Source organism: Kitasatospora sp. NBC_00039, assembly GCF_045160625.1.
In the GTDB taxonomy this organism is placed as follows: domain Bacteria; phylum Actinomycetota; class Actinomycetes; order Streptomycetales; family Streptomycetaceae; genus Kitasatospora.
On the sequence record NZ_CP108289.1, the window covers coordinates 6,258,544 to 6,282,164 of the forward strand.

Consider the following 23,621-nt stretch of genomic DNA (forward strand, 5'->3'; position numbering starts at 1 on the left):
GCTGAGGGCCGGCCCCCGGGGTGCACCGAAGGGCCGGCCGTCCGGTCCCGGGGCCCGTCCCCCCGGGGCCGGACGGCCGGCCCGTCCACGGCGCGCGGCCTCAGGTCCGCTTGCGGAACCGGGCCACCGCGAGCGGCGCGAAGACCGCGGTGACGCCCACCGACCAGCCCAGCACGATGAGCACCGGGTGGGCCACCGCACCCTCACCGTTGAGCAGCGCCCGGCAGGCGTCGGCCAGCGCCGAGAGCGGGTTCACCTTGGTGAAGGACTGCAGCCAGCCCGGCATGGTGCTGGGCTCGGCGAAGATCGAGCTGCCGAACTGCATCGGCATCAGGACGAGCATGGAGACCCCCTGGACGGCCTGGGCGCTCTTCATCGCCATGCCGAGCAGCATCGAGATCCAGACGATCGACATGCCGAACACCAGTGAGAGACCGATTGCGGCCAGCAGCTCCAGCGGTCCGGTCTTCACCTCGAAGCCGAGGATCAGCGCGAAGCCGATCAGGATGGTGAAGGAGACCAACGCTCGGAAGGTCTCCGCGGCGATCTTGGAGAGCAGGACGGAGGACCGGCCGATCGGCAGGGTGCGGAAGCGGTCCATCACCCCGGTCTGGAAGTCGCTGTTCAGCCCGGTGCCGACGGCCATCGCCAGGGTGAGGCCGGTCTGCCCGAGCAGGCCGGGGATCATGTACTGCTTGTAGGCGTCCTGGCCGCCGGCGATCGCGCCGCCGAAGACGTAGACGAAGAGCACGGTGAAGATGATCGGCATCAGCACGGCGTCGAACATCGACTCCGGGTCCGCCTTGATCCGCATCAGGTTGCGGCGGGTCAGCGCGCCGACGTGGCGCAGGTTTCCGGCCAGGCCGATCCGGGTGTCCTCCACCCGGGCGGGGGAGACGGTTGCGGTGGTCATGCGACGGGCTCCTTGGCGAGGCTGGGGGTGGTCGCCGCGGGCGCCGTGGCGGTCGCGGGCTTGCCGGTGATCGCGAGGAAGACCTCGTCCAGGCTGGGCACCTTGGTGTCGATCCCGGCTATGGCGAAGCCCCGGTTGCCGAGCACCCCGATCACGGTGGTGAGCTGGTCCTCGCCGGTGATCGGCACCGAGAGCAGCCCGGTGTCGGCGGAGAAGGTGGCCTCGGCCCTGCCGGTCTCCTGGAGGCAGCGGGCCATCTCGGGGAGTTCGGCCGGGTGCGCCGCGCGGACCTGCAGGGTCTGCCCCCCGACCTGGGCCTTGAGTTCGGCCACGCCTCCGGCGGCGATCACCCGGCCCCTGTCGATGACGGTCAGCTCGTCGGCGAGCTGCTCGGCCTCCTCCATGTACTGGGTGGTGAGCAGCACGGTGGAGCCCTCGGCGACCATCCGCTGCACCTCGTCCCAGACCTCGTTGCGGGTGCGCGGGTCCAGGCCGGTGGTGGGCTCGTCCAGGTAGAGCACCCGGGGACGGCCGATCATGCTGGCGGCCAGGTCGAGGCGGCGGCGCATACCGCCGGAGTAGGTCTTGGCGACCCGCTTGGCGGCCTCGGTGAGCGAGAAGCGCTCCAGCAGCTCGGCGGCGCGGGCCTTGGCGTCCTTGCGGGAGAGGTCGAGCAGCCGGCCGATCAGGTAGAGGTTCTCGTATCCGGAGAGCATCTCGTCGACGGAGGCGTACTGGCCGGTGAGGCCGATGGTGCGGCGCAGCTGCTTGGGCTGGCGCAGGACGTCGTAGCCGCCGACGACGGCGGTGCCGGCGTCGGGCTTGATCAGGGTGGAGAGGACGCGGACCAGGGTCGTCTTGCCGGCGCCGTTGGGGCCGAGGACGCCGAGCACGGTGCCCTCGCGGACGGTGAGGTCGACTCCGTCGAGGGCCTTGGTGGCGCCGTAGTGCTTGACGATGCCGCGGACCTCCACGGCGTTGCCCGTGGCGGGCCCCCGGTCGTTCGGGGCGGTGGCGATGCTTGTCATGCCTCCAGGCTGTCCGGCTCCGCTGTCAGCGGGCTGTCACCGCCCGGCCGGCGCCGCCGTCCCGGTGTCGTCCCGCTGTCATCCCGCGGTCGCGCCGCCGACAGCGGCCGCCTCCGGCGATGGGCGGGGCAGGCCAAGGGCCCCGCTCCGGCCCCGGGGACCTGGGGAGAGCGGGGCCCTGTCCTTCCGTCAGTGGAAGGTGTGCTCGGGGGCCGGGAAGGCGCCGGACTGCACGTCGTCGGCGAACGCGCGGGCGGCCTCGCCGAGGACGGCCCGCAGGTTGGCGTACTGCTTGACGAACTTCGGCACCCGGCCGGCCGTCATGCCGGCCATGTCCGTCCAGACCAGGACCTGGGCGTCGGTGTCCACGCCCGCGCCGATGCCGACGGTCGGGATCGACAGCTGCTCGGTGACCTGCGCGGCCAGCTCGGCGGGCACGGCCTCCAGGACGACGGAGAACGCGCCGGCCTGCTGGACGGCCTTGGCGTCGCGCAGCAGCTGGTGCGCCGCCTCGTCGCCGCGGCCCTGGACGGGGTAGCCGCCGAAGGCGTGCACGGACTGCGGGGTGAGGCCGATGTGCGCCATCACCGGGATGCCGGCCTCGACCAGCAGCTCGATCGAGCGGGCGCTGCGCTCGCCGCCCTCCAGCTTGACCGCGCCGACCCCGGCCTCCTTCATCAGCCGGGCGGCGTTGTGCATGGCCTGCGCGGGGGACTCCTGGTAGGAGCCGAACGGCAGGTCGGCCACGATCATGGCCCGCTTGGTGCCGCGGACGACGGCGGCGGAGAGCATCACCATCTGATCCATGGTCACCGGGACGGTGGTCTCGTAGCCGAGGTGGCAGTTGCCCGCCGAGTCGCCGACCAGCAGGACGGGCGTGCCGGCCTCGTCGAAGACGCCCGCGGTGAGGGCGTCGTAGGCGGTCAGCATGGACCACTTCTCCCCGCGCTGCTTGGCGGCGGCGAGGTCGCGGACGGTGACGCGGCGGTTGGTGACCCCGCCGTAGAGCGTGGCGGTCGACGCCTGGTTCTGGGCAGGCGAAGGCGAAGAAGCGTTCATCGAACAGGCTCCTGAAGGGTTGTCGTCTCGTGGCGCCGTGTGGCGTCCCCGGATCACCTCCATGCTTGCACGCCCCGGCACAGCCGCAAAGAGGCGTGCCGCGGGTGCGGTGCGATCTACGGCACACCAGGCCCCGGCGTACGGCGCCCCGGCCCCCGGCGTACGGCGCCCCGGCCCCCGGCGTACGGCGCCCCGGCCCCCGGAGGAGGCCTTTGCGCTCACTTTACGAAACGGGCTCGTCTCGTATCGAAAATAGCGCTACGCTGGCCCAGGGGGTTACGAGACGCTTGCGGCTCGGAATTGCCCGCCAGTGTCACGCCACCACGGACGGGAACCGCAATGACCACCGCAGTCGCGCCACCTCGCGTGCCGGAAGCCATCCACCGCCGGCGATGGGCGATCCTGGGCACCCTCGTGCTCGCCCTGCTCGTCGTCGTCCTCGACAACTCGATCCTCAACGTCGCGATGAAGACCATCGCCTCCCCGGCGCCCACCGGCCTCGGCGCCAGCCAGAGCGACCTGGAATGGTCGATCAACTCGTACACCCTGGTCTTCGCCGGGCTGCTGTTCACGGCCGGCCTGTTCGGCGACCGCTTCGGCCGCAAGCGCTCCCTGCTGGCCGGCATGGTCGTCTTCGGCATAGCCTCGCTGCTCTCCGCGATGGCCGCCTCGCCCGGTGAACTCATCGGCTACCGCGCCCTGATGGGCGTCGGCGGCGCGCTGGCGATGCCCGCGACGCTGGCCATCATCATGAACGTCTTCGAGCGCTCCGAGCAGCCCAAGGCGATCGGCATCTGGGCCGGCGCGGTCGGTCTGGCCATCGCCATCGGCCCGATCACCGGCGGCCTGCTGATCGAGCACTTCTGGTGGGGCTCGGTCTTCCTGGTCAACGTCCCGATCGTGATCGTCTCGGTGATCGCGATGGTGCTGCTGGTGCCCGAGTCCAAGGACCCGAACCCGGGCCGGCTCGACCCCGTCGGCGTGCTGCTCTCGATCATCGGCCTGGTCGCGCTGATCTACGGCATCATCAAGGGCGGCGAGCTGGCCGACTTCACCGCTCCCGGCGCCTGGGTGCCGATCCTGGTCGGCGTGGCCGCACTGGCCGCCTTCGTCTGGTTCGAGCGCCGTACCGCGCACCCCGCGCTGGACGTCAGCTGGTTCCGCAACAAGGTCTTCAGCGCCTCCGTGGTCGTCGTCGGCGTGGTCTTCTTCGCGCTGATGGGCGTCTCCTTCTTCGGCGTCTTCTACACCCAGAGCGTGCGCGGCTACAGCGCGCTCCAGGCCGGCCTGCTGATGCTGCCGCTGGCCGTCGCCCAGCTGATGTTCGCGCCCCGGGCCCGGCTGGTCGTCGACCGCTTCGGTGTCAGCGCCACCTGTGCCGGCGGCATGGCACTGATCGCGGTCGGCTTCCTCGGCTACCTGATGCTGGACGCGACCACCCCGATCTGGATCCTGGTGGTGCTCGGTTTCCTGATGGGCGCCGGTATGGCACACGTCATGCCGCCGGTGACCGTCGCGATCATGGGCTCCCTGCCGCGCGAGAAGGCCGGCGCGGGCTCGGCGGTCAACAACACCTTCCGGCAGGTCGGCGGCTCGCTCGGGGTCGCCGTGCTCGGCGCGGTGCTCTCCACCGTCTACCGCGACGGCATGGCCGACAAGCTGGACCAGCTGCCGACCGAGGCGCTGCGCGAGAAGGCGGGGGAGTCCCTGGAGGCCACCCTGGCCGTCGCCGACCGGCTCGGCCCGCAGGGCGCCGCGCTGATCGGCCCGGCCAACGACTCCTTCATCAACGCCATGCACGTGGTGGCCGGTCTCTCCGCCGGCATCACCGTGGTGGGCGCCCTGTTCGCCTGGTTCCTGCTCCCCGGCCGCATCCCGGCGGGCGGCCCCGGCGGTGCGCCGGGCGGCGCGCCCTCCCCGGAGAAGGCGGCCGGCCCGGCGCGCGAGACCGAGGTCGCGGGCGCCTGACCCGGCCACGGTGCCCGACCCGGCCGCCGGTGCCTGACCTGCGGCTGGGCGCGACCGAGTCGCGACCGGGCTGCGCGACAATGGGGGCCCTGCCCGGCCGGCCGCGTCCGGACGGGCAGGGCCGTCGTCCGCACCCAGGCCCCACCGGCCCGGCCGGCGGACGACAATCGGAAGTGGGAACGGCGCCTCGCGCCCGCAAGACCCAGGGAGAAGAGCGGGGATGAAGACGGACACCACGGCCGAGCCGGACTGCACCAACCCGCGGCGGGGCCGCCCGCGCAGTGAGGCGGCCGAGCAGGCCATCTTCGCCGGGGTGGAGGAGCTGATGGCGGCCGGCACCAGCCTGTCCGAGCTGACCATCGAGGGCATCGCCACCGCCGCCGGCGTCGGCAAGGCCACCATCTACCGCCGCTGGCCCAACAAGGAGGCCCTGCTGGTCGACATGGTCAGCCGGCTGGAGACCCCGGTGCCCGAGCCCACCGGCGGCAGCGCGCGGGACGACCTGGTCTCGATGATCGAGTACATGCGGTTGCGCGGCCTGGCCAAGCGCACGCGCTGGGTGCTCAAAGCCGCGCTCAGCCAGATGCAGGGCCTCCCGGAGCTGCACAGCGCGTACCGCGAGCGGGTGATCATGCCGCGGCGCCAGCTGGCGCGGGAGGTGATCCAGCGCGGAATCGACGAGGGCGAGCTCCGCTCCGACCTCGACGAGGAGCTGCTCGGTGACCTGCTGCTGGGCCCGATCCTCTACCGAAGCATCCTCTGGGACGACTCCGACCTGGAGGACCCCGAACTGGCCCCCCGGATGGTCGACGCCCTGCTCCAGGGCCTGGCCGGCCCGGCGGCCCGGGGCTGACCGGCAGCTCCCGGAGCCTTCGTCCGGGAGCCCTTCGTCCCGGAGCTCCTCGTCCCGGACCGGGCAAATCCGGAGCCCTTCGTTCCGGAGCTGTCGGGTCCGGATGCTCGCGGCCCCCTTTACGGCCCCGGCGTGGCCTGGCTCACCAAACCGGGCCACGCCGGAACCCCGCTCCACCGGCCCCGCGTCTGTCCCGGCATAGGCTGAGCCGGGAATCCGATCAAACCGGCACCAGTCCGGCACCGTGCCCGCCCACCGGCGGCGTCGGGTGCCGGACCGGCAGGCGGGACGAACGACGGGAGCCACGGCATGGCGCAGGCGGACAGGGCTGACCGGACGGGGGCACCGGCGGCGGAGGGCAGCGGCCCGGCCACCGCCGACCGGGTCGCCGGCGACCGCCCTGACGGCCCCGGCGACCCGGTCGGCCCCGGCTCCGGGAGCTCCGGCGGCTCGGGCCCCACCGGCGCGGGCTTCCTGGGCCTGCGCGGCTGGGGCCGGGACGGCCGGGGCAGCACCACCTGGCGGCGCGGCCTGGTCGTCGCCGCCCTCGCCCTGTTCACCGCGGCCCTGCTGGCCTTCCACTCCGAGGTGCCCAACGGAGCCGGCAACCTCGGCAGTCTGCTGGAGACCTTCCTGCCCTGGCTCGGCCTCGCCGTCCCGGTGCTGCTGGTGCCCGCCCTGCTGCGCCGTTCCGCGACGGCGTTGGTCGCGCTGCTGCTGCCGGTGGTGATCTGGTTCAACATGTTCGGCGGTCTGCTCAGCGACAAGAGCGGCGGCACCGGCGACTGGACGGTGGTCAGCCACAACGTGGCCGCCGCCAACGCCGACCCGCAGGCCACGGTGAAGCTGCTGAAGGAGTCCGGCGCACAGGTCGTCGCCCTGCAGGAGCTGGCAGGCAGGGCGCTGCGCAGCTACGAGACCGGGCTGGCCGACGCCTACCCGTACCACGCGGTGGAGGGCACCGTGGGCCTCTGGTCCAAGTACCCGATCAGCGGGGTCTCGGTGGTGGACATCAAGATGGGCTGGACACGGGCCTTCCGCGCCCAGGTCGCCACCCCGCAGGGCCCGGTCGCGGTGTACGTCGCGCACCTGCCCTCCGTCCGGCTGAAGGCCGAGGGCGGCTTCACCGTCAACCAGCGGGACGCCAGCGCGCAGGCCCTCGGCGACGCCATCCAGGCCGAGCAGCTGAAGAAGGTGTTGCTGCTCGGCGACCTCAACGGCACCATGAACGACCGAAGCCTGGCGCCGGTCACCTCGCAGATGCGCTCGGCCCAGGGCGCGGCCGGCGACGGCTTCGGCTTCAGCTGGCCGGCGTCCTTCCCGATGGCCCGGATCGACCAGATCATGAGCAAGGGCGGCCTGCAGCCCACCGACTCCCGCACCCTGGGCCGGGACGGCAGCGACCACCTCGCGGTGGCCGCCACCTACAGGTACTAGGGGTCGCTCAGCCCCGGCGCCAGCGGTTGGTGATCGGGAGGCGGCGGTCCCGGCCGAAGCCCTTGGCCGAGATCTTCGGGCCCGGCGGGTACTGCCGCCGCTTGTACTCGGCGGTGTCGACCAGCCGGACCACCCGGTCCACCACGGCCGGGTCGAAGCCGGCCGCCACGATCGCGTCCCGGCCCTGGTCACCCTCGACGTAGAGGTCGAGCACGGTGTCCAGCAGGTCGTAGTCGGGCAGCGAGTCGGTGTCCTTCTGGTCCGGCCGCAGCTCGGCGGACGGCGGCTTGCTGATCGTGTTCTCGGGGATCGGCGGGACCTCGCCGCGCCGCTCGGCCTCTTCGTTGCGCCAGCGGGCGAGGCGGAAGATCAGCGACTTGTAGACGTCCTTGATCGGCCCGAACGCGCCGACCGAGTCGCCGTACAGGGTGGAGTAGCCGACCGCCAGCTCGCTCTTGTTGCCGGGCGCGAGCACGATGTGCCCCTCCTGGTTGGAGATCGCCATCAGCAGCGTGCCGCGCAGCCGGGACTGCAGGTTCTCCTCGGCCAGGCCGGTCAGCTCGGTGGCCGCCAGATAGGCGTCGAACATCGGCGCGATCGAAACCGTCCGGAAGTGCAGCCCGGTACGGCGGGCCAGCTCGGCCGCGTCGTCCTTCGAGTGCTCTGAGGAGTACCGGCTCGGCATCGAGACGCAGTACACGTTCTCGGCGCCGATCGCGTCCACCGCGACGGCCGCCACGAGTGCCGAGTCGATGCCGCCGGAGAGGCCGATCAGCACAGAGCGGAAGCCGTTCTTGCGCACGTACGCCTGGGTGCCGGAGACGAGCGCGGCCCAGATCTCGGCCTCGTCCGAGAGGCGGGGGGCGACCTCGGCCCGCACCGTCCCCCGGCCTTCGGCCGTGGATGCCCCGACGGCGGGCGCCGGCAGCGGCTCACCGTCCAGCTCGGTGCGGACCAGGTGCAGGCCGTCGCTGAGCAGCAGTCCGTCGGTGTGGTCGCTGCTCGCGGCCGGAAGCTCCAGGTCGAGGACGAGCAGGTGCTCCTCGAACTGCGGGGAGCGCCCCAGCACCTCGCCGTCGGCGCCGACCACGATCGAGTCGCCGTCGAAGACCAGCTCGTCCTGGGCGCCGACCATGTTGACGTACGCCAGCGGGCAGCCCGCCTCGGCGGCGCGGCGCCGCACCAGCTCCAGCCGGACGTCGTCCTTGTTGCGCTCGTACGGCGAGCCGTTGATCACCAGCAGCAGACCGGCCTCGGCTTCGCGGGCGGCGGTCACCCGGCCGCCGTCCTGCCAGATGTCCTCGCAGATCGCCAGCGCGACGTCCACCCCGTGCAGCCGCAGCACCGGCAGCTGGTCCCCGGGGACGAACCAGCGGAACTCGTCGAACACGCCGTAGTTGGGCAGGTGGTGCTTGGCGAACCGGGTGACCACCTCGCCCCGGTGGAGCACGGCCGCGCAGTTCTGCGGCGACCCGGCCGGGCGGCCGAACCGCGGTGAGGCGTGCTCGGAGCGGCCGAGGTAGCCGACCACCACCGGCAGCTCGCCCAGCCCCTCGGCGGCCAGCCGGGCGGCGAGCTCGACCAGCGCGGACCGGGATGCCTCGACGAACGAACGGCGCAGGGCGAGGTCCTCGACCGGGTAGCCGGTCAGGGCCATCTCGGGGAACGCGACCAGCTGGGCGCCGGCCTCGGCGGCCCGCTTGGTCCAGTGCACCACCTCATCGCCGTTGCGTGCAATGTCACCGACCCACGGGTCGGTCTGGCTCAGGGCGAGACGCAGATTGGGCATGCTTCGGAGTGTAATCGTCTATCTGACGCAATGTCTCGGGCGGGGGTCGCCACTGCCCTCGGAGCCGGTGATCCGCCATGATGGGGTCAGTCGCTTTCGGGTGGTTTCCGGGCGTAACACGAACGTAAAGAGCAGAGGTGAGACTGTCCCCATGGGCAAGCAGCAGGAGTTCGTGCTTCGGACGCTCGAAGAGCGTGACATCCGTTTCGTCCGGCTGTGGTTCACCGACGTGCTCGGGTTCCTGAAGTCGGTGGCGGTGGCGCCGGCGGAGCTGGAGCAGGCCTTCGAGGAGGGCATCGGCTTCGACGGCTCGGCGATCGAGGGCTTCGCCCGGGTCTACGAGTCCGACATGATCGCCAAGCCGGACCCGACCACCTTCCAGATCCTGCCGTGGCGCTCGGAGACGCCCGGCACGGCCCGGATGTTCTGCGACATCCTGATGCCCGACGGCTCGCCCTCCTTCGCCGACCCGCGGTTCGTGCTGAAGCGCACCCTGGAGAAGGCATCGGATCTGGGCTTCACCTTCTACACCCACCCCGAGATCGAGTTCTTCCTGCTGAAGAACCTGCCCGGTGACGGCACCCCGCCGATCCCCGCCGACCAGTCCGGCTACTTCGACCACACCCCGCGCGGGGTCGGCCACGACTTCCGCCGCCAGGCGATCACCATGCTGGAGTCGATGGGCATCTCGGTGGAGTTCTCCCACCACGAGGGCGCCCCCGGCCAGCAGGAGATCGACCTGCGCTACGCCGACGCGCTCTCGACCGCCGACAACATCATGACCTTCCGCCTGGTCATGAAGGAGGTCGCGCTGGAGCAGGGCGTGCACGCGACCTTCATGCCGAAGCCGTTCTCCGACCACCCCGGCTCCGGGATGCACACCCACCTCTCGCTCTTCGAGGGCGACCGCAACGCCTTCCACGAGTCCGGCGCCGAGTACCAGCTCTCCAAGGTGGGCCGCTCCTTCATCGCCGGCCTGCTGAAGTACGCCGCGGAGACCGCCGCCGTCACCAACCAGTGGGTGAACTCCTACAAGCGGATCTGGGGCGGCTCCCAGCGCACCGCCGGCGCCGGCGGCGAGGCCCCGTCCTACATCTGCTGGGGCCACAACAACCGCTCCGCGCTGATCCGCGTCCCGATGTACAAGCCGGGCAAGCAGGGCTCCACCCGGATCGAGGTCCGCTCCCTCGACACCGGCTGCAACCCCTACCTCGCCTACGCCGTCACCCTCGCCGCCGGCCTCAAGGGCATCGAGGAGGGCCTCGAACTCCCGCCCGGCGCCGACGACGACGTCTGGGCGCTCACCGACTCCGAGCGCCGCGCCCTCGGCATCCAGCCGATGCCGCAGAACCTCGGCGAGGCCATCGACCTGATGCAGCGCAGCGAGCTGGTCGCCGAGACCCTCGGCGAGCACGTGTTCGACTTCTTCCTCCGCAACAAGCGCCAGGAGTGGGAGGAGTACCGCTCCGAGGTCACCCCCTTCGAGCTGCGGAAAAACCTCCAGGTGCTCTGATCTGCCGTCAAGTGCCGAGTGGGCCTGCCTCGTTAGGAGTAGGCCCACTCTGCTGCCATGGGGGCGGGGTCCCGTTCCGGTGTCTTCCGGGAGGCGGGGCGGTTGCGCCCGCACGGCGTCCCCCGCGCACGCTAATTCGTTAGGCCGATGCGGTTACTCTGCAGCGGTGCGAACCGTGACTGGGTGACCGGGGGGCGTATTCAGAAGATCCGTTTGTTCTGCGGATCATCCTGGAGCGTCATGCGTACTCGAATCACCACCCTGGTCCTGTCCGGACTGGCCTCGGCCGCCCTCGTGTGCGGCGCCGGCGGCACGGCCTTCGCCTCACCCGTCGTCGACCACGGCGCAGTCTCCGAATCGGCGGAGGCCCATGGCGAATGGGTCGACAGCCTCCTGCGCCTGGCCGAGGAGGACACCGCCTCCGCCCGCAGCACCATCCACTCCAAGCCGGTGGTCCGCCCGGCCCTGCGAGCCGACAGCGGCACCGTGGCCGACGCCGTTCAGGCCGGCGGCGGGGCGCGGGAGTCGGCGGCGCCGGCCGTGGCCGACGCCGTTCAGGCCGGCGGCGGGGCGCGGGAGTCGGCGGCGCCGGCCGTGGCCGACGCCGTTCAGGCCGGCGGCGGGGCGCGGGAGTCGGCGGCGCCGGCCGTGGCCGACGTTGTCAAGAAGGAGGAGCTGGTGCTGGCCCTGGACGGCCTCGAGCGCAGTCGGCCGTTGACTCTGCCGCAGGCGATCGCGGGCCCGGAGGGCAGGCCGGCCGCCAGCGGTGAGCTCTGTGAAGAGGACGGGCACGGCCCCGCGGGCGGCCACGGGCTCTCCGACTGCGTCTGCCCTCCCGACGACCACGGTGGTCACGAGGGCCACGGCGACCACGGTGACCACGGTGACCACGGTGGTCACGAGGGCCACGGCGACCACGGTGACCACGGTGGTCACGAGGGCCACGACGACCACGGCCAGGGTCAGGGTCAGGGTCAGGGCCAGAGCCAGACCGGCGCGCAGGACCAGCACGTCCACGTGACCGTCGTGGTGCAGAACGCCGTCACCAACAACCTCGACAACAGCGCGAACAACGTCGCCGCCAGCAGCGCGAACAACTCCGCCCACAACGCGGCGCATCAGTCGGCGTCGCAGACCAACCACCTGTCCAACGAGCAGAGCCAGAAGCACCAGCAGGCTTCCCACGTGAACAAGACCAGCTTCGTCGCGAAGGAGGGGAAGCCGTACAAGGCGGTTAACCACGGCGGCCAGGAGCACGAGTGGACGGCCGGGGAGCACGGTAAGGACACCGACCACGACTCCGGACACCACCACGGGGAGCTGGCCGAGACGGGTTCCCAGGGGACGCCGGTCCTGGTCGGTCTCTCAGCGGCGCTCCTCGCGGCGGGCGCGGCGGCGATGCGGCTCGGCCGGCGGCGTGCATGACCGGACCAGCCCCCCGGAGTGCCGGGTAACCGCGTAGGGGCAGCGCTGCGCGATTACCCGGCGTGCCGCTGTCCCGGCCGTCAAACGGCCGGGACGGCGGCACGTGGACCAGGCGCGGCGCGAGCCCGCCCGCCGGCCGGCTTCCACCGTTCACCCCTCGGAGGGGCCCGCCTCCCGCAGTTCGGGAGGCGGCGTACGGCCGGCGTCCACCGGCTGCTCCCGTACCAGGCTGCCCCAGACGGCCATCCGGTAGAGCGCGGTGTAGACCGGCGTGCAGGTCGTCAGGGTGATGTAGCGGCCCGGCCCGGTGTAGGGGGAGCCGGTGGGCACCGGGGCGATGACGCCGGTGTCGTACTTGGAGGTCTTCGGCAGCGTGGCGTCGACGCGGTACACGTACCAGCGGTCACGGGTCTCCACGACCAGCGGGTCGCCCGGCTTCAGCGCGTCCAGGTCGTGGAACTTCGCGCCGTGGCCGTCGCGGTGGGCGGCGAGGGCGAAGTTCCCCTGTGGCTCCCAGGGCATGGCGGCGGCGTACGGCTCCGTGTAGGCGCCCGCGACCCCCTCCGCGAGGACGTCCTCGCCGGCGCCGATCTTGATCAGCACCTGGTAGCCGGCACCCATCGCGGGCACGTGCAGGAAGCCGACGCCCCCGTCCGCTTCGAACGGGGCCGGAGCGGCGGTGCCCGCGTTCCCGGTGGGTGGAGCCGCGGGGGCCGCCGTCGACCAGCGCTGGCGCAGGTGCTCGGCGGCGAGATCCGCGTGCCGGGCTGCCGTGAGGTCCGTCCACCACAGTGAGTAGGCGACCAGCAGGGCGAGTAGCACGCCGACGGTGAAGAGGAGGTCACCGAGCACGCCGACCGCGACCCGGAGGGGGCGCCGGCGTGGGGCTCGTGCCGCGGACGGGGGCGCGGTCACCATGGGCTGTCCTTCGGTCGGGGTGGGTGAGCGGGGGAGGGAGCGTAGGCCGGTCGGCTCCGGGGCGAGGCCCGGTCCGGGGCCGCAGCCCTCGCTTACGGCGGGCGGGGAGCGGTGGCGGCACGGCGCGAGCACCCCCGCCGAAGGTGTCCGGGCTGGTCATGGGCGTACTTCACCGCGTCCCCGAACGTGCGGGCAAGCCGACACGCCACGCCGGTGGCCGGGCGGGTCCGGTCCGCGGTCACGCCCGGCGCGGCGCCGCGGGGGCGCGTAATCTGCTGAACGGACGGATGGAGGGGCGATGGCGGTGGAGGAGCAGCGGGCCGGGAGCCGGGTGAGCCGGCCGGAGATCAGACTCGTCCGGCGCGGGTTCACCGATCCGGCGCAGGCCGTGCGGCTGCTCGCCGGGCCCGGCCTGGAAGGGCTGGCCGACGACCCCGTCCTGCTGGACGCGCTCGGCGCCACCGCCGACCCGGACCTCGCCCTGCTCGGCCTGGCCCGCCTGCTGGAGGCTGCCGACGAGCCGGACCGGCACACCCTGCGCGACACCCTGACCACCTCGAAGCCGCTGCGCGACCGGCTGCTCGGCGTGCTCGGCGCGTCCACCGCGCTCGCCGACCACCTGGCCCGGCACCCGCACGACTGGCACGCCCTGGTCACCTTCGAGCTGCGCGACATGCACCCCGGCCCGGACGACTTCCTGCGCGCGCTCCACCAGGGCGTCTGGGAGAACGGGGCCGGCAACCGGGCGGACGCGCTGCGGGTCGCCTACCGCCGCTGCCTGCTGGCCATCGCCGCCCGCGACCTCACCGGCACCACCGACCTCGCGCAGACCGCCGCCGAGCTCGCCGACCTGGCCGGCGCCACCCTGCAGACCGCCCTGGACATCGCCGCCCAGCAGGATCCGGACGCCGCCCGGGCCTGCCGCCTCGCCGTCATCGGCATGGGCAAGTGCGGCGGGCGCGAGCTGAACTACGTCTCGGACGTGGACGTGATCTTCGTCGCCGAGCCGCAGGAGGGCGTCGACGAGTACGAGGCCCTCAAGGCCGCCACCCGGCTCGCCGCCGCGCTCACCCGGCTCTGCGCCGACACCACCGGTGCGGGCACCATCTGGCCGGTGGACGCCAACCTGCGCCCGGAGGGCCGCAACGGGCCGCTGGTCCGCACCCTGGCCAGCCACCAGGCGTACTACCAGCGGTGGGCCAAGACCTGGGAGTTCCAGGCCCTGCTCAAGGCCCGCCCGGTGGCCGGCGACGCCGAGCTGGGCGCCGACTACCTGGCCGCGCTGGAACCGATGGTCTGGCAGGCCGCCGCCCGCGAGAACTTCGTCGCCGACGTCCAGCAGATGCGCCGCCGGGTGATCGACTCCATCCCCGCCACCGAGCTGGACCGCCAGCTCAAGCTGGGCCCCGGCGGGCTGCGCGACGTCGAGTTCTCCGTCCAGCTGCTCCAGCTGGTGCACGGCCGCACCGACCCGGCGCTGCGCAGCGGCAACACCCTGGAGGCGCTCGCCGCGCTCTCCCGGGGCGGCTACGTCGGCCGGGCCGACGCCGCCTCCCTCGACGCCGCCTACCGCTTCCTGCGCTCGCTGGAGCACCGCATCCAGCTGCACCGGCTCCGCCGCACCCACCTGATGCCCAAGGGCGCGGAGGACCTGCGCCGGCTGGCCCGCTCGCTCGCCCCGCTGATCAACGACGACACCCGGGCCGACCCGGTCGCCGCCCTCCAGCGGGAGTGGAAGCGGCACGCCGTCGAGGTCCGCCGACTGCACGAGAAGCTGTTCTACCGGCCGCTGCTGGATGCCGTCGCCGAGCTGCCGGCCGGCGCGGCCGGCCTCACCCCGGACGCCGCCCGGGCCCGGCTGGAGGCGCTCGGCTACGCCGACCCGGCCGCCGCGCTGCGCCACCTCTCCGCGCTGGCCTCCGGCGTCAGCCGCAAGGCCGCCATCCAGCGGACGCTGCTGCCGGTGCTGCTCGGCTGGTTCGCCGACTCCGCCGACCCGGACGCCGGGCTGCTCAACTTCCGCCAGGTCTCCGACGCGCTCGGCCGCACCCCCTGGTACCTGCGGCTGCTGCGTGACGAGAGCGCCGCCGCCGAACAGCTCGCCCGGGTCCTCTCGGCCGGGCGGCTCGCCCCCGACCTGCTGCTGCGCGCCCCCGAGGCGGTGGCCATGCTGGGCGACCCGCAGGGCCTGGTGCCGCGCGGCCGGGCCGGGCTGGAGCAGGAGATACTGGCCGCCGTCGGCCGGGCCGACACCACCGGCGCGGCGGTCGCCGCGGCCCGCTCGGTGCGGCGCCGCGAGCTGTTCCGCACGGCCGCCGCCGACGTGCTCGGCCGGCTCGGCGACGATCCCGCCGAGGCCCTGGAGGCCGCCGGGGAGGCGCTCACCGCGCTCAACGCGGCCACCCTGCAGGGCGCGCTGCGGGCCTGCATCGCCGGCTGGGAGGCCCGGAACGGCGGCCTGCCGACCCGGATCGCGGTGATCGCCATGGGCCGGTTCGGCGGGCACGAGCTCGGCTACGGCTCCGACGCGGACGTGCTCTTCGTCCACGAGCCGCTGCTCGGCTCGCTGGAGCACGACGCCGCGAAGGCCGCCCAGGCGGTCTGCCACGAGCTGCGCGCGCTGCTGGCGGCGCCGTCCACCGAGCCGCCGCTGGAGGTCGACGCCGACCTGCGCCCGGAGGGCCGCAACGGCCCGCTGGTGCGCACCCTGGCCTCGTACGCGGCGTACTACCGGCGCTGGTCGCACGCCTGGGAGAGCCAGGCGCTGCTGCGGGCCGAGCCGGTGGCCGGGGACGAGGAGCTGGGCACGCGGTTCCGGCAGCTGATCGACCCGCTGCGGTACCCGGGGGCCGGCGTGCCGGAGCGGGACGTGGTGGAGATCCGCCGGATCAAGGCCCGGATCGAGGCCGAGCGGCTGCCGCGCGGGGCCGACCCGACCACCCACACCAAGATCGGGCGGGGCGGGCTGGCCGATGTCGAGTGGACCGTCCAGCTGCTCCAGCTCCAGCACGGGCACGAGCTGCCGGCCCTGCGGACGACGCGGACCAGGGCCGCGCTGGCGGCCGCCGCCGAGGCCGGGCTGGTCGGCGGGGAGGACGCGGCGGTGCTGGACGCCGCCTGGGTGCTGGCGTCGCGGGTGCGGTCCGCGGTGATGCTGGTGCGCGGGCGGCCGGGGGACAGCTTCCCCGCGGACGCCCGGGAGCTGGCCGGGGTGGCCCGCTACCTGGGCTACGGCGCCGGGCACAGCGGCGAGCTGGTGGACGACTACCGGCGCACCACCCGGCGGGCCCGGGCGGTGGTGGAGCGGCTGTTCTACGGGTGAGGCGGCTCGCCACGGGCTACGGGAGACCGCCGCTCGGTGGGATGCGGAAGGGCCCGGTGATCGCTCACCGGGCCCTTCCGTCGGCATGAGGGGCGTACGAGGGGCGTACGGGACGCGTACGCGGGGTGCGGGGTCAGCGCCGCCCGGCGCTCACCTCGGGGGAGCTCCACTGCTCGGGGACGGTGATCGGCTCCTGCGCCGTCTCCCTGGCCGGGACCCTCGGCAGCTTGTACGGCCAGACGTAGTAGAGCCAGCGGGCCGCGAGGAAGCCCACCAGCAGGCAGAGCTCACCGCCGACCGCGTCCATCCAGAAGTGGTTGGCGGTGGAGATGATCACCAGCAGGGTGGCCGCCGGGTAGAGCAGGCCGAGCACCCGGACCCATGTCCGGCGGGCCAGGAAGAAGATCGCCAGACCGCACCACATCGACCAGCCGATGTGCATCGAGGGCATCGCCGCGTACTGGTTGGAGACGTGCGTGGCCGGCCCGGAGGCCATCGAACCCCAGGTGTTGTGGACCTTCAGGGTGTCGATGAACCCGCCGTCGGTCATCAGCCGGGGCGGAGCGAGCGGGAAGAAGTAGAAGCCCACCAGCGCGATGCCGGTGGTGACGAACAGCACCGTGCGGGCCGCGACGTAGCGCCCGGGGTGCCGGCGGTAGAGCCAGACCAGGACGCCGATGGTCACGATGAAGTGCAGCGTCGCGTAGTAGTAGTTCATCCCGACGATCAGCCACGAGGCCTTGTCGACCGCGTGGTTCACCGAGCGCTCGATCGCGACGCCGAGGCTCTGCTCGAAGTCCCAGATGAGGCTCGCGTGCTTCTGGGCCGTGGCCTCCTGCTCGGGCACCGCGTTGCGCACGAGGGAGTAGACCCAGTAGCTGATCCCGATCAGCGCCAGCTCGAACCAGATCCGTGGCCGGGCCGGCGAGCGGCGCTGCTCGCGGACGCGGTTGCGCAGCGCCGCCGAGCGGGTCTGGGCCGCGCGGGTGGCTCCGTCGGGCATCCGGCCGAGCCCGGCCGGGGCCGGTTCGGAACCGCCGCCGTGGGCCGCGTCGGCGTGCTCGGCGCCGGGCTGCTGGATCTCGGTTGGTTCCCCCATGACCGAGAAGTCTGCCAGACGTCCCGTAGCCGTCTGCTCATCCTCTGGAAGTGGATTCTTCACCGGCTGTCCCCCTTGAGGGTTAGGGGGTTTCTCCCACCGGGGTAGGGGGTGAGGCTGGGTCTGGTGCTAACCGGTGGGACGGGCATACGTCCCATTGTCACGCCGGGTGGATCGACCGGCGCAATCGGGGGGCCGGGGTGCGGTACGGCGAGCGGATTTTCCCCGAGCGAAACGGTTTCTGCATCTTGCTGAAACATATTGCAGCCCGCTAGCGTCCTGGCAACTCGATCACCCCTTTCCCCCGCAGGGAGCCCTCAGTGGCCGATGTCCCGCCCCGGCGCCGCCGCGGCACCACCCGCAGACCCGGCCGGACGGCCGTGCTGCTCGCCGCCTCGCTGACCGCCGCCACCCTCGGCACCGCCCCGGCCGTGTTCGCCGCCGCCCCGCCCGCCCCGCCGTCGGACGCCGCGCTCGCCGCCACCGCCGGCCGCCACGACCTCACCCGTGAGCAGTTCTACTTCGTCCTGCCGGACCGGTTCGCCAACGGGGACCACGCCAACGACACCGGTGGGATCGTCGGCAGCCGGCTGGACCACGGCCTCGACCCCGCCGACAAGGGCTTCTACCACGGCGGCGACCTCGCCGGCCTGATCCAGCGGCTCGACTACATCCAGAACCTCGGCACCACCGCCATCTGGATGGCGCCGATCTTCAAGAACAAGCCGGTGCAGGGCACGGGAGAGAACGCCTCGGCCGGCTACCACGGCTACTGGATCACCGACTTCACCCAGGTCGACCCGCACTTCGGCACCAACGAGCAGCTCAAGGAGCTGATAGCCAAGGCGCACCAGCGGGGCATCAAGGTCTTCTTCGACGTCATCACCAACCACACCGCCGACGTCATCGACTACCAGCAGCAGCAGTACGGCTACCGCTCCGCCGGCGCCTACCCGGTGCTGGACGCCGACGGCCGGCCGGTCGACGAGACCGCGGTGGCCGACGCCGGCGCCGCCTGGCCGAAGCTGACCAAGGACTCGTTCCCGTACAGCCCGGTCTTCCGCAACCCGGCCGACGCCACCGCCAAGACCCCGGCCTGGCTCAACGACCCCGCGCTCTACCACAACCGGGGCGACTCGACCTTCGTCGGCGAGTCCGCCACCGAGGGCGACTTCTCCGGCCTGGACGACCTCGACACCCAGAACCCCAAGGTGGTGCAGGGCTTCGAGAAGGTCTACCAGCAGTGGGTCAAGGACGCCGGTGTGGACGGCTTCCGGATCGACACCGTCAAGCACGTCAACATGGCCTTCTGGCAGCAGTGGGCGCCCGCGCTCAAGGACTTCGCGGCCAAGCAGGGCAACAAGAAGTTCTTCATGTTCGGCGAGGTCTACTCCGGCGACCCGGCGGTCACCTCGCCGTACGTCACCAAGGGCAGGCTCCAGGCCACGCTGGACTTCCCGTTCCAGAACGCCGCCCGCTCCTACGTCTCGCAGGGCGGCCCGGCCTCGGGCCTCGCCGACGTGTACGGGCAGGACTACCGCTACACCACCGCCGACACCGACGCCTACGAGCTGCCCACCTTCCTCGGCAACCACGACATGGGCCGCTTCGGCTCCTTCCTGCTCGGCGACAACCAGGGCGCGGACGAGGCCACCCTGCTGAAGAAGGACCGCCTCGGCAACGAGCTGCAGTTCCTCACCCGCGGCCAGCCCGTCGTCTACTACGGCGACGAGCAGGGCTTCACCGGCGCGGGCGGCGACAAGGACGCCCGGCAGGACCTCTTCGCCTCGCAGACCCCCTCCTACAACAGCGACCAGGTGCTCGGCGGCTCCGCCGGCTCCGCCGACCGCTACGGACAGGGCGGCGAGCTCTACCAGGGCATCGCCGGGCTGGCCAAGCTGCGGCACGACCACCCGGCGCTCGCCGACGGCGCCCAGATCGAGCGGTACGCCGCGGACGGCGCGGGCGTGTACGCCTTCTCCCGGATCGACGCCGGGCAGCAGATCGAGTACCTGGTCGCGGTCAACAACGCGACCGAGGCAAAGACCGTCACCCTGGACACCTTCTCCGCGGGTCAGGGCTTCGACCGGATCTACCCGGCGGCGGGGGAGCGGCTGACCAGCGGCGCGGACCGCAAGGTCACCGTCACCGTGCCGGCGCTGTCGTCCGTCGTCCTCAAGGCGGCCGGCCGGCCGGCCCCCGTCGCGGCCGCGCCGGCGATCGGGGTGAAGGCCCCGGCCGACGGTTCGTCCGGCGCCGTCACCATCGGCGCCGACGTCGACGGCGGCGGCTTCAACCGGGTCTCCTTCGCCGCGCAGGTCGGCGACGCGCCCTGGCAGGTGCTCGGCACCTCCGACACGGGCAGGTCCGGCCCGGACGGCCACAGGCGATTCCAGGTCACCCAGGACCTGAGCACCGTCGCCCCCGGCACGGTGGTCCGGTACAAGGCCGTGGTGCAGGACTCGTCCGGCCACCTGCGCTCCGCCACCGGCAGCTTCACCACCGGCGCCCCCGCACCCAAGCCGGTGCCCAGCGCCACCGCCCGCCCGTACGCCGTCGTGCACTACCAGCGCAAGAACGGCGACTACGACGGCTGGAACCTCTATGCGTGGGGTGACCTCGCGGACGGCGAGGCGACCCCCTGGCCGGTCGGGCACGGCTTCACCGGCCGGGACGCGTACGGCGCCTTCGCCTACGTGAAGCTGAAGCCGGGCGCCTCCGACGTGGGCTTCATCGTGGAGAAGGACGGCGTCAAGGACGTGGACGCCGACCGCCATCTCGACGTCGGCGCGGGCGGTGAGATCTGGCTCAAGGAGGGGGACCAGGCCGTCCGGACGGCCAATCCCGGACCGGTGAACACCCAGCCCGCCGACACCGCGGTGATCCACTACAACCGGGCCGACGGCGACTACGACGGCTGGGGCCTGCACGACTGGACCGGCGCCGCCAGCCCCACCGACTGGGGCAACCCGCTGCAGCCGGTGCGCCGCGACGCCTTCGGTGCCGTCTTCGAGGTGCCGCTGGCCCCCGGCGCGACCAGCCTCAGCTACATCCTGCACAAGGGCAACGACAAGGACCTGCCGGGCGACCAGTCGCTGGACTTCGCCGTCAACGGCCGCGAGGTCTGGATCCTCGGCGGCCGCGAGGGCTACCTGCTGCCGCAGAACGCCGCGGCCTCCTCGCAGGTGGACCTCGGTTCGGCCAAGGCCCAGTGGATCGACGCCCGGACGGTGGTCGTCCCGGCCGCCTACGGTGCGGCCGACGCCGCCCTGGCCGGGGGGACCAGCGCCCAGCTGGTGTACGACCCCGAGGGTGCCATCACGGCCGACAAGGGCGTGCTGAGCAGGCCCGGCCAGTGGATCCGGCTGACGCCCGCCCCCGGCGGCCTCACCGACGCGCAGAAGGCCAAGTTCCCGCACCTGGCCGGCTACCGCGCCTTCACGGTGGACCCGCGGGACACCGGCCGGGTCGCCCAGGCCCTCCGCAGCCAGCTGCTCTTCACCGAGCACCTGCCCAGCGGCGCCGCCCTGGCCGCCACCGGGGTGCAGACCCCCGGCGTGCTCGACGACCTGTACGCGCGCCGCACCGGCCGGGTGGACTTCGGCCCGGCGTACTACAACGGCAAGGTGGCGCTCTCGGTCTGGGCGCCGACCGCGCAGGAGGTCTCCGTCCAGCTCTTCGACGGCCCGGCCGGCGGTACTCCGAAGACGGTGCCGCTGAAGCTGGACGACGAGACCGGCGTCTGGGAACTCGTCCGGGACAAGGCCGAGTTGGACGGCAAGTATTACCTGTACCAGGTGAAGGTCTGGGCGCCGAGCGTCCGGAAGCTGGTGGTCAACACCGTCACCGACCCGTACTCGGTCGCCCTCTCCGCCGACTCGAGGCGCAGCCTGGTCGCCGACCTCGCCGCCGAGGAGCTCAAACCGCAGGGCTGGGAGAACCACACCGTCCCGAAGGCCGTGGCGCCCGCGCAGCAGCAGATCCAGGAGCTGCACGTCCGGGACTTCTCGGTCGAGGACACCACCGTGCCGGCCGCCGAGCGCGGCACCTACCTGGCCTTCACCGAGTCGCAGTCGGCGGGCATGCAGCACCTGCGCGAGCTGGCCAAGGCGGGCGTGACCACCGTCCACCTGCTGCCGACCTTCGACATCGCCACCATCCGGGAGAACCGGGCCGAGCAGAAGCTGCCCGCCTGCGACCTCAAGTCCCTTGCGGCGGACAGCGAGAAGCAGCAGGAGTGCGTGGCGGCCGTGGCCGCCGAGGACGCCTACAACTGGGGCTACGACCCGCTGCACTACAACGTGCCGGAGGGCTCGTACGCCACCGACCCCGGGGGCACCGCGCGGACCGTGCAGTTCCGGCAGATGGTGCAGGCGATCCACGCGGCCGGGCTGCGCGTGGTCCTGGACGTGGTCTACAACCACACCGCGGCCAGCGGCCAGGCCGAGCACTCGGTGCTGGACCGGGTCGTCCCCGGCTACTACCAGCGCCTCGACGCCAACGGCAAGGTGACGACCGACAGTTGCTGCTCGGACACGGCGCCCGAGCACGCCATGATGAACCGCCTGGTGGTCGACTCGGTCACCACCTGGGCCCGCGAGTACAAGGTGGACGGCTTCCGCTTCGACCTGATGGGCCTCGACCCGAAGTCCACCATGCTGGACGTGCAGGCCGCGCTGCGGAAGATGACCCCGGACTCGGACGGCGTCGACGGGAAGAACGTCTTCCTCTACGGCGAGGGCTGGAACTTCGGTGTCGTCGCGGACAACGCCCGGTTCGAGCAGGCCACCCAGCTCAACATGGCCGGCACCGGCATCGCCACCTTCGACGACCGGATCCGCGACGCGGCGCGCGGCGGCAACTTCCAGCTCTCCTCGGCCCCGCAGCAGGGCTTCGCCTCGGGGCTGTTCACCGACCCGAACGGCTCGCCCGCCAACGGCAGCCCGGAGGAGCAGAAGGCCCGGCTGCTCAAGCAGATGGACCAGCTGAAGGTGGCGCTCACCGGCAACCTGGCCGGCTACCGCTTCACCGACAGCTCCGGGAAGTCCGTCACTGGCGCGGGCGTCGACTACAACGGCGCCCCGACCGGCTACGCGGCCAAGCCCGGCGAGGCCGTCGAGTACGTGGACGCGCACGACAACGCCGACCTGTTCGACGCGCTGGCGTACAAGCTGCCGGCCGGCACCGCGCCCGCCGACCGGGCCCGGATGCAGGCACTGGCGCTCTCGCTGACCGCGCTGACCCAGGGTCCGGGCTTCGCCCAGGCCGGCAGCGACCTGCTGCGCTCCAAGTCGCTGGATGCCAACTCCTACGACTCCGGGGACTGGTTCAACGCCATCCACTGGGACCCGGCGCAGGGCAACGGCTGGGGCCGGGGTCTGCCGCCGGCCGCGGACAACAAGGAGATGTGGCCGGCCGCCAAGTCCCTGCTGGCCGACCCGAAGCTGACGGTGGGCGCCGCCGACATCCGGGCGGCCAGTGCGCAGTACCAGCAGTTCCTGCAGATCAAGCAGGGCTCGCCGCTGTTCTCGCTGCCCACCCTCGCCGCCGTGCAGCAGCGGCTCTCCTACCCGCTCTCCGGCACGGCCGGCGAGACGCCCGGGGTGATCACGCTGCACCTGGACGGCACCGGGCTGGCGGGCGCGGAGAAGGGCGTCACCGTGGTGTTCAACGCCACGCCCGCCGCGCAGGGGCAGACCGTGGCCGCGCTGAAGGGGACGGCGCAGGCGCTGCACCCCGTCCAGGCGGGCGGCAAGGACCAGGTGGTCCGACAGGCCGGATTCGACGCCGCGACCGGCACCTTCACCGTGCCCGGCCGCACCGTGGCGGTGTTCGTCCAGCACTGACGGGCCGCCCGGCAGGGCCCCGCTCCGCCGGCCGGCGGAGCGGGGCCCGGTGCGTTCCGGACCGGACGCCGACGGGTATGGCCGAAATCCGACCCTGGCACGGCCTGAATGGTGACGTGCCGCACCCGTGCGGCGCTGCCGTCCACCATTCGGACGTCCGAGGTGCCCTGAGTGCTGGTCAGTGGCCGCCGAGGGTGATCGAACCTTTCCTGCGGTAATGAAAACCGTCTTCGAGAGTTTGTGTGCCTGTAACACGAATGCCCGCCTGACGGATGAACGGGTCCGGTAGCTAATCGGCCAATCCGTGGCATGCATCTGTCATTAACGACTCGTTTGCTGCCACGATTCCCCCGGCTGCAATCGAGGGGGCCCCACCCCCCGGTGCAGCTGTCCCAGGTCACGAACAGCGCGTCCCCCTGCCAAGAACTCGCTAGGCAACTGCTCCGCAACC

Annotated in this window: 13 protein-coding genes; 7 read left to right on the forward strand and 6 right to left on the reverse strand. The window is 72.5% G+C overall.

Annotation, left to right across the window (positions count from 1 at the left end; all coding sequences use genetic code 11):
• Window positions 1-100 precede the first annotated feature (100 nt).
• The 3 genes from OG286_RS27855 to panB form a co-directional block, all read right to left on the reverse strand.
• Complete coding sequence (locus OG286_RS27855) at window positions 101-913, reverse strand: ABC transporter permease (RefSeq protein WP_396319497.1); 813 nt, start codon at window positions 911-913, stop codon at window positions 101-103.
• Entirely contained in the window at window positions 910-1,941 is a 1,032-nt protein-coding gene (locus tag OG286_RS27860; protein WP_396319496.1) for an ATP-binding cassette domain-containing protein, read from the reverse strand. Before OG286_RS27860 ends, OG286_RS27855 begins: the two co-directional genes overlap by 4 nt.
• 189 nt (window positions 1,942-2,130) lie before the next feature.
• Window positions 2,131-3,000: a 3-methyl-2-oxobutanoate hydroxymethyltransferase gene (gene panB / locus OG286_RS27865; protein WP_396319495.1), complete on the reverse strand. Its 870-nt coding sequence runs from the start codon at window positions 2,998-3,000 to the stop codon at window positions 2,131-2,133.
• 339 nt (window positions 3,001-3,339) lie between these two features.
• On the opposite strand from panB, the gene OG286_RS27870 reads away from it, so the two are divergent.
• The 3 genes from OG286_RS27870 to OG286_RS27880 all read left to right on the forward strand — a co-directional run bounded on the left by OG286_RS27870 (window position 3,340) and on the right by OG286_RS27880 (window position 7,258).
• Complete coding sequence (locus OG286_RS27870; protein ID WP_396319494.1) at window positions 3,340-4,968, forward strand: DHA2 family efflux MFS transporter permease subunit; 1,629 nt, start codon at window positions 3,340-3,342, stop codon at window positions 4,966-4,968.
• A gap of 220 nt (window positions 4,969-5,188) precedes the next feature.
• A complete protein-coding gene (locus tag OG286_RS27875; RefSeq protein ID WP_396319493.1) occupies window positions 5,189-5,821 on the forward strand; it encodes a TetR/AcrR family transcriptional regulator in 633 nt (210 codons plus the stop codon).
• A 309-nt stretch (window positions 5,822-6,130) separates the two neighbouring features.
• A complete protein-coding gene (locus tag OG286_RS27880; protein ID WP_396319492.1) occupies window positions 6,131-7,258 on the forward strand; it encodes an endonuclease/exonuclease/phosphatase family protein in 1,128 nt (375 codons plus the stop codon).
• Between the two features lie 7 nt (window positions 7,259-7,265).
• Here OG286_RS27880 and OG286_RS27885 read toward each other — a convergent pair whose 3' ends face one another.
• Complete coding sequence (locus OG286_RS27885; RefSeq protein WP_405359626.1) at window positions 7,266-9,047, reverse strand: NAD+ synthase; 1,782 nt, start codon at window positions 9,045-9,047, stop codon at window positions 7,266-7,268.
• Between the two features lie 151 nt (window positions 9,048-9,198).
• Between OG286_RS27885 and OG286_RS27890 the strand changes: the two genes are divergently transcribed.
• Complete coding sequence (locus OG286_RS27890; RefSeq protein WP_396319490.1) at window positions 9,199-10,560, forward strand: glutamine synthetase family protein; 1,362 nt, start codon at window positions 9,199-9,201, stop codon at window positions 10,558-10,560.
• A gap of 240 nt (window positions 10,561-10,800) precedes the next feature.
• Window positions 10,801-11,985, forward strand: a complete 1,185-nt coding sequence (locus tag OG286_RS27895) for an LAETG motif-containing sortase-dependent surface protein (protein ID WP_405359624.1) — start codon at window positions 10,801-10,803, stop codon at window positions 11,983-11,985.
• Between the two features lie 150 nt (window positions 11,986-12,135).
• Here OG286_RS27895 and OG286_RS27900 read toward each other — a convergent pair whose 3' ends face one another.
• Complete coding sequence (locus OG286_RS27900) at window positions 12,136-12,903, reverse strand: class E sortase (RefSeq protein WP_396319488.1); 768 nt, start codon at window positions 12,901-12,903, stop codon at window positions 12,136-12,138.
• A gap of 298 nt (window positions 12,904-13,201) precedes the next feature.
• Here OG286_RS27900 and OG286_RS27905 point away from each other — a divergent pair, with 298 nt between their 5' ends.
• Window positions 13,202-16,225 (forward strand): bifunctional [glutamine synthetase] adenylyltransferase/[glutamine synthetase]-adenylyl-L-tyrosine phosphorylase, encoded by a 3,024-nt coding sequence (locus OG286_RS27905; RefSeq protein ID WP_396319487.1) that lies wholly within the window; start codon window positions 13,202-13,204, stop codon window positions 16,223-16,225.
• Between the two features lie 133 nt (window positions 16,226-16,358).
• Here the strand turns inward: OG286_RS27905 and OG286_RS27910 are convergent, their stop codons facing one another.
• On the reverse strand, window positions 16,359-17,324 hold the full coding sequence (locus OG286_RS27910) for a phosphatase PAP2 family protein (RefSeq protein WP_396319486.1): 966 nt from the start codon (window positions 17,322-17,324) through the stop codon (window positions 16,359-16,361).
• Between the two features lie 320 nt (window positions 17,325-17,644).
• Between OG286_RS27910 and pulA the strand changes: the two genes are divergently transcribed.
• Window positions 17,645-23,170 carry a pullulanase-type alpha-1,6-glucosidase gene (pulA, locus tag OG286_RS27915; RefSeq protein WP_396319485.1) on the forward strand — a complete coding sequence of 1,842 codons (5,526 nt, stop codon included), beginning with the start codon at window positions 17,645-17,647 and terminating at the stop codon, window positions 23,168-23,170.
• Window positions 23,171-23,621 lie beyond the last annotated feature (451 nt).

What these genes read in the sequence shown, in the direction of transcription:
- panB (WP_396319495.1), bottom strand. Translation starts at nt 3,000, where the DNA reads ATGAACGCTTCTTCGCCTTCGCCTGCCCAGAACCAGGCGTCGACCGCC.
- OG286_RS27910 (WP_396319486.1), bottom strand. Translation starts at nt 17,324, where the DNA reads ATGGGGGAACCAACCGAGATCCAGCAGCCCGGCGCCGAGCACGCCGAC.
- OG286_RS27900 (WP_396319488.1), bottom strand. Translation starts at nt 12,903, where the DNA reads ATGGTGACCGCGCCCCCGTCCGCGGCACGAGCCCCACGCCGGCGCCCC.
- OG286_RS27890 (WP_396319490.1), top strand. Translation starts at nt 9,199, where the DNA reads ATGGGCAAGCAGCAGGAGTTCGTGCTTCGGACGCTCGAAGAGCGTGAC.
- OG286_RS27870 (WP_396319494.1), top strand. Translation starts at nt 3,340, where the DNA reads ATGACCACCGCAGTCGCGCCACCTCGCGTGCCGGAAGCCATCCACCGC.
- OG286_RS27895 (WP_405359624.1), top strand. Translation starts at nt 10,801, where the DNA reads ATGCGTACTCGAATCACCACCCTGGTCCTGTCCGGACTGGCCTCGGCC.
- OG286_RS27885 (WP_405359626.1), bottom strand. Translation starts at nt 9,047, where the DNA reads ATGCCCAATCTGCGTCTCGCCCTGAGCCAGACCGACCCGTGGGTCGGT.
- OG286_RS27860 (WP_396319496.1), bottom strand. Translation starts at nt 1,941, where the DNA reads ATGACAAGCATCGCCACCGCCCCGAACGACCGGGGGCCCGCCACGGGC.
- OG286_RS27875 (WP_396319493.1), top strand. Translation starts at nt 5,189, where the DNA reads ATGAAGACGGACACCACGGCCGAGCCGGACTGCACCAACCCGCGGCGG.
- OG286_RS27880 (WP_396319492.1), top strand. Translation starts at nt 6,131, where the DNA reads ATGGCGCAGGCGGACAGGGCTGACCGGACGGGGGCACCGGCGGCGGAG.
- OG286_RS27905 (WP_396319487.1), top strand. Translation starts at nt 13,202, where the DNA reads ATGGCGGTGGAGGAGCAGCGGGCCGGGAGCCGGGTGAGCCGGCCGGAG.
- OG286_RS27855 (WP_396319497.1), bottom strand. Translation starts at nt 913, where the DNA reads ATGACCACCGCAACCGTCTCCCCCGCCCGGGTGGAGGACACCCGGATC.